5 protein-coding genes are annotated in these 5,430 nt (G+C 59.5%); 3 read left to right on the forward strand and 2 right to left on the reverse strand.

Going from position 1 to position 5,430, the window contains the following annotated elements:
* Positions 1-34: 34 nt before the first annotated feature.
* Together PMI23_RS23425 and ccoN are read right to left on the reverse strand one after the other, a co-directional pair.
* The gene (locus PMI23_RS23425) at positions 35-253 is read right to left on the reverse strand and encodes a hypothetical protein (protein WP_007918995.1); all 219 of its coding nucleotides are present in this window, start codon (positions 251-253) and stop codon (positions 35-37) included.
* Positions 254-271: 18 nt separating this feature from the next.
* Positions 272-1,699 (reverse strand): cytochrome-c oxidase, cbb3-type subunit I, encoded by a 1,428-nt coding sequence (ccoN, locus tag PMI23_RS23430; protein WP_007919002.1) that lies wholly within the window; start codon positions 1,697-1,699, stop codon positions 272-274.
* Between the two features lie 352 nt (positions 1,700-2,051).
* Between ccoN and PMI23_RS23435 the strand changes: the two genes are divergently transcribed.
* The 3 genes from PMI23_RS23435 to PMI23_RS23445 all read left to right on the forward strand — a co-directional run bounded on the left by PMI23_RS23435 (position 2,052) and on the right by PMI23_RS23445 (position 5,396).
* Positions 2,052-3,725 (forward strand): nitrite/sulfite reductase, encoded by a 1,674-nt coding sequence (locus PMI23_RS23435; RefSeq protein ID WP_007919004.1) that lies wholly within the window; start codon positions 2,052-2,054, stop codon positions 3,723-3,725.
* Complete coding sequence (locus tag PMI23_RS23440; protein WP_007919006.1) at positions 3,722-4,201, forward strand: DUF934 domain-containing protein; 480 nt, start codon at positions 3,722-3,724, stop codon at positions 4,199-4,201. The genes PMI23_RS23435 and PMI23_RS23440 overlap by 4 nt, the downstream gene beginning before the upstream one ends.
* Before the next feature lie 220 nt (positions 4,202-4,421).
* A complete protein-coding gene (locus PMI23_RS23445; protein WP_007919007.1) occupies positions 4,422-5,396 on the forward strand; it encodes a hypothetical protein in 975 nt (324 codons plus the stop codon).
* Positions 5,397-5,430: the final 34 nt, after the last annotated feature.

Here is a 5,430-nt window from a genome sequence, read left to right on the forward strand (position 1 = left end):
AGGGCTAGAGTGAGGGCAGCCCACCTGACACCCCTCACATATCAAGATTCACCCACCCCGGCTTCGCCACCTCCGGCGCCACTGCTTTCACCGTCTTGCCAGTGGCCAGCTCAACCCGCCGAGCCACCTCCGGATCATCGGCAAACGGCACCATGCTCGCCTCATCCAGACTGTCCGCTGTCTCCCGCCGCAAGCAGTACTCCACCGCCAGCCACAGAAACACCACGCCCAACGCATCAAAGAAAATCTCCATCACGAGCGGCTCCCTGCCTCAGGCGATCTGCGCTTCACTGTGCGCCAGTGCAACGTCGGCAACCCGCACCGTGCGCCACACGTTGTAAGCCATCAGCAACATCCCGGTGAGGAAGAACACCCCGCCGGCAAAGCGCACGATGAATCCCGGATGACTGGCCTGCAGCGCCTCGACGAACGAATAGGTCAGCGTGCCGTCCTCGTTGATCGCCCGCCACATCAGGCCCTGGGTGATGCCGTTGACCCACATCGAAGCGATGTACAACACCGTGCCAATCGTCGCCAGCCAGAAGTGCAGGTTGATCAGCGGCGTGCTGTACATCTGCTCGCGGCCGAACACTTTCGGCACCATGTGATAGGTCGCACCGAAGGTGATCATCGCCACCCAGCCCAAGGCGCCGGCGTGCACGTGGCCGATGGTCCAGTCGGTGTAGTGGGAGAGGGCGTTGACGGTTTTGATCGCCATCATTGGCCCCTCGAACGTCGACATGCCGTAGAACGCCAGCGACAACACCAGGAAGCGCAGAATCGGGTCGGTGCGCAACTTATGCCAGGCGCCGGACAAGGTCATCATGCCGTTGATCATCCCGCCCCAGCTCGGCGCGAGCAGGATCAGTGACATGGCCATGCCCAGCGACTGCGCCCAGTCCGGCAGTGCGGTGTAATGCAAATGGTGCGGGCCGGCCCAGATGTACAGGGTGATCAGCGCCCAGAAATGCACGATCGACAAGCGATACGAATACACCGGGCGATTGACCTGTTTCGGCACGAAGTAATACATCATCCCGAGGAACCCGGTGGTCAGGAAGAAACCCACCGCGTTGTGCCCGTACCACCACTGCACCATGGCGTCGGTAGCACCGGAATACACCGGATAGGACTTGAACCAGTCCACCGGAATCGACAGGTGATTGACCAGATGCAGCATGGCGATCACCAGAATGAACGCGCCGAAAAACCAGTTGCCGACGTAGATGTGCTTGGTCTTGCGCTGCACCACGGTAGTGAAAAACACCACGGCGTAGGCGACCCAGACCACGGCCATCCACACCGCGCCGGAGAATTCGATCTCGGCGTATTCCTTGGTGGTGGTGTAGCCCATTGGCAGGGTGATCAGCATGATCACAATCACCGATTGCCAGCCCCAGAAAGTGAACGCCGCGAGTTTGTCCGAATACAGCCGCACCTGGCAGGTCCGCTGCACCGCGTAGTAACTGGCGGCAAATTGCGCGCTGCCGGCGAAACCGAAAATCACCAGGCTGGTATGCAGCGGTCTTAGACGGCCGAAGGTGGTCCACGGCAGATCCAGATTCATCTCTGGCCACACCAGTTGCGAGGCGATCAAAACCCCCATCGCCATGCCCACCACACCCCAGAAAATTGTGGCAATGACGAATTGGCGGACGACCTTGTAGTTATAAGCCTGTCCGATTGTTGCTGTGCTCATGGTCAGTTCATCCACGGTTGCAAAGTCTTGCCAGGCCACCCGGTCTGGCATGAGCTGCACTGTAGAAACCCCGCCAGAAACAAAACAGGCTCAGGAATATTTGATTTGTGCGGATCAGATTGAAGGGCTGACTGCGGCGTTCTGCCGCGCCCTGATATGGTTTTTATCGCTTCAGGTGAATCTGTAACGTGCTGCGCTGTTCGGCCATAGTCTGGGAAAATCCTGTGGGAGCGAGCTTGCTCGCGAATGCGGTATGTCAGACAACCTATTCGTTGCCTGACACACCGCATTCGCGAGCAAGCTCGCTCCCACAGTTTTGATCCGTGATCAATCCTGATGAGGTGGCAGTTGCATGTATCAATACGATGATTACGACCGGGCGCTGGTGTTCGAGCGTGTTGCGCAGTTTCGCGATCAGGTCGAGCGCTTCATGGCCGGGGAATTGAGTGAAGAGGAGTTCCTGCCGCTGCGCCTGCAAAACGGCCTGTACCTGCAGAAGCACGCCTACATGCTGCGCGTGGCGATTCCCTACGGCACGTTGAGCGCCGAGCAGATGCGCACGCTGGCCAGCATCGCCAGCGATTACGATCGTGGTTACGGTCACTTCACCACGCGGCAGAACATGCAGTTCAACTGGATCGAACTCGCCGAGGTGCCGGACATTCTCGAGCGTCTGGCGCAGGTCAACATGCATGCGATCCAGACGTCCGGCAACTGCGTGCGCAACATCACCACCGAGGCCTTCGCCGGGGTCGCGGCTGACGAATTGATCGACCCGCGCCCGCTGGCCGAGATCCTGCGGCAGTGGTCGACGATCAACCCGGAATTCCTGTTTCTGCCGCGCAAATTCAAGATCGCCATCTGCTCGGCCAAACAGGATCGCGCCGCAATCATGATGCACGACATCGGTCTGTACCTTTACCCCGGTCGCGACGGGCAGATGCTCCTGCGAGTGATCGTCGGCGGTGGCCTGGGCCGCACGCCGATTCTCGGTTTGCAGATCCGCGAAGGCTTGCCGTGGCAGCATTTGCTGTCCTACGTCGAAGCGGTTCTGCGGGTGTACAACCGCCACGGCCGGCGCGACAACAAGTACAAGGCGCGGATCAAGATTCTGGTCAAGGCGCTGGGCATCGAGGCGTTCGCCAAGGAAGTCGAAGAGGAATGGCAACACCTCAAGGACGGCCCGGCGCAACTGACCGAGGCCGAATACCAACGGGTCGCCAGCGCCTTCGTGCCGCCGGTTTATCACACCTTGGCCGACACCGATCTGGACTTCGGCACGCGCCTGGCCGAAAGCCCGGCGTTCGCTCGTTGGGTCGCGCGCAATGTGCAGCCGCACAAAGTGCCGGGTTACACCAGCGTGGTGCTGTCGACCAAACCGGGCATGGCCTCGCCGCCGGGGGATGTCACCGGCGTGCAGATGCTCGCAGTCGCTGACTGGTCGCAGCGTTTCGGTTTCGGCGAGATTCGTATTGCCCACGAGCAGAACATCGTCCTGCCCGATGTACCGAAAACCGATCTCTATGCGCTTTGGCAACTGGCGTGCAAACACGATCTGGGCAGCGCCAACGTCGGCCTGCTGACCGACATTATTGCCTGCCCCGGCGGCGATTTCTGTGCCTTGGCCAACGCCAAATCGATCCCGATTGCCCAGGCGATTCAGGCACGCTTCGACAACCTCGATTACCTGCATGATCTGGGCGATATCAGCCTGAACATCTCCGGCTGCATGAACGCCTGCGGCCATCACCACATCGGCAATATCGGCATCCTCGGCGTCGATAAGAACGGCAGCGAGTGGTATCAGATCACCCTCGGCGGCGCGCAAGGCAAAAACAGCGCATTGGGCAAAGTCATCGGCCCGTCGTTCAGCGCCGCTGAAGTGCCGCAGGTGATCGAGCGGATCATTGGCACCTTTGTGCGCTATCGCGAGCACGAGGAATTGTTTGTCGACACCGTGGCAAGGATTGGCCTGGAGCCGTTCAAGGAGCGGGTCTATCCGAAAACGCTGGAGGCCGCGGTATGAACAATCTGTTGCGACTGGAGCAGGGCGTGGCACGGATAGTGACAGACGATCCGTGGACGTTGGTGCGTGAGCCATCGACGCCAAGGCCGGCAGGTTTGCTGATGTTGCCGCTGGCGCACTGGCTGGAGTCGCCGTCGACTCACGCGGTGTGGCTCGGCCCGGACGATGAGGTTGAAAGCCTGGTGCCGTGGTTGCGATCGTTGCCGCTGATCGCGCTGGACTTCCCGAGTTTTCGCGACGGCCGCGCTTACAGCCAGGCGTATCTGCTGCGCAGTCGTTTCGGCTGGGCAGGGGAGTTGCGCGCGATCGGCGACGTGTTGCGTGATCAGCTCAGCCACATGCGTCAGTGCGGATTCGATAGTTTTGCGGTGCGTGAGGACAAATCTGCCGAGGATGCGTTGAAAGGCTTGGCCGGGATGAGTGTGCTGTATGGGCGCTCAGTCATCGAACCGCGTCCGCTCTTTCGTCGGCGTTGACGGTTAAAAAAGATCGCAGCCTTCGGCAGCTCCTACATGAGGTCACTGTAGGAGCTGCCGAAGGCTGCGATCTTTTGATCTTGCTTCTGCCACCGGGGAAACCCCTACAACCCTCACTCGTTGGGCATTTTCCCTTGGGTCGATGCTGGCCTTTTGGTAGAGTCGCCGTCGCCAGCGGGTTTTCGGCTGGACGATGGAACCGAAGAAGGGAGTCTGATCAGTGAGTCCGGGCAAAAAAATCCTCGGCCTCACAGCGTTGCTTTTGATGGTGACGCTGTGGGCCAGTTACTTTTACGTATTCAAGGAAAACCGCAGCGGCCAGCTCGGCGGCGTCGGCGAAAGCACCGCGTGGTGCGGCACGCCACCGTCCACCGAAGCGGCGTTGCTGGGCAAGGACCAACTGACCTTGCGCGTCACCAACAACCTGCGCGGCGAGTTCATGCTCAGTGGCTCCCTTGTGGTTTCGGAACGCACCTTCAACCGTTACGACCTCAGCCGCAACGAACTGCGTTTGCGTCTGGAACCGTTGCAGTGGTCCTACGGCGTCACGCCGATCTTCCTTGAACAGGTCAAGGTGCAGCCGCTGAGCCGCAACCTGTCGGCCACCAACAAAAGCGCCTACGCCGAACTTGAACCACGGCCGATCGGTGTGCAGGGTCAGGTCACTGAATTCCCCTTCGACACTTATCGCTACGGCTACAAACCGGTGCTTTATTACCTCAAGGGCAGCGAGCGCATCGACCTGCGCTTCAAGAACATCACCACGCTGATGGAGATGTCCAATACCTTCACACCGATTCAAAAATACAACCGCGTCGACTACATCAACGAGAATAACTCGATGATCCGCGACAACGATTACAAGGCTTACGGCCCGCACGAATGCGCGTTTAGCGTCGAGCGCAAAGGTTCGTTCAAGGTTGTCGTGTTGTTGCTGCTGTTGGTGTTGTGCCTGCCGTTGCTGCTGGTGTTCTACCGTAACGAGCCGGGGATCGACTTCCTCGCCACGCTGTTGGGCGCCGCGATCGTGCGGGTATTGCTGATCGGGCCGGTGCAGGATTTTCAGCTGTACAACATTGATTTCCTGTTGGGCGCGGCGATTTTGTTGGTGGGCACGGTGTCGTTGATCAAGGCGATGCACATCAACAGTCGGCGGGAGATGGCTTTGCGCAGTGGTGAGACTTCATCCTGGTAAACGGTTGAACCTTGAAAAGCCCCTCACCCTAACC

It is taken from the genome of Pseudomonas sp. GM24 (assembly GCF_000282235.1).
In the GTDB taxonomy this organism is placed as follows: Bacteria; Pseudomonadota; Gammaproteobacteria; order Pseudomonadales; family Pseudomonadaceae; genus Aquipseudomonas.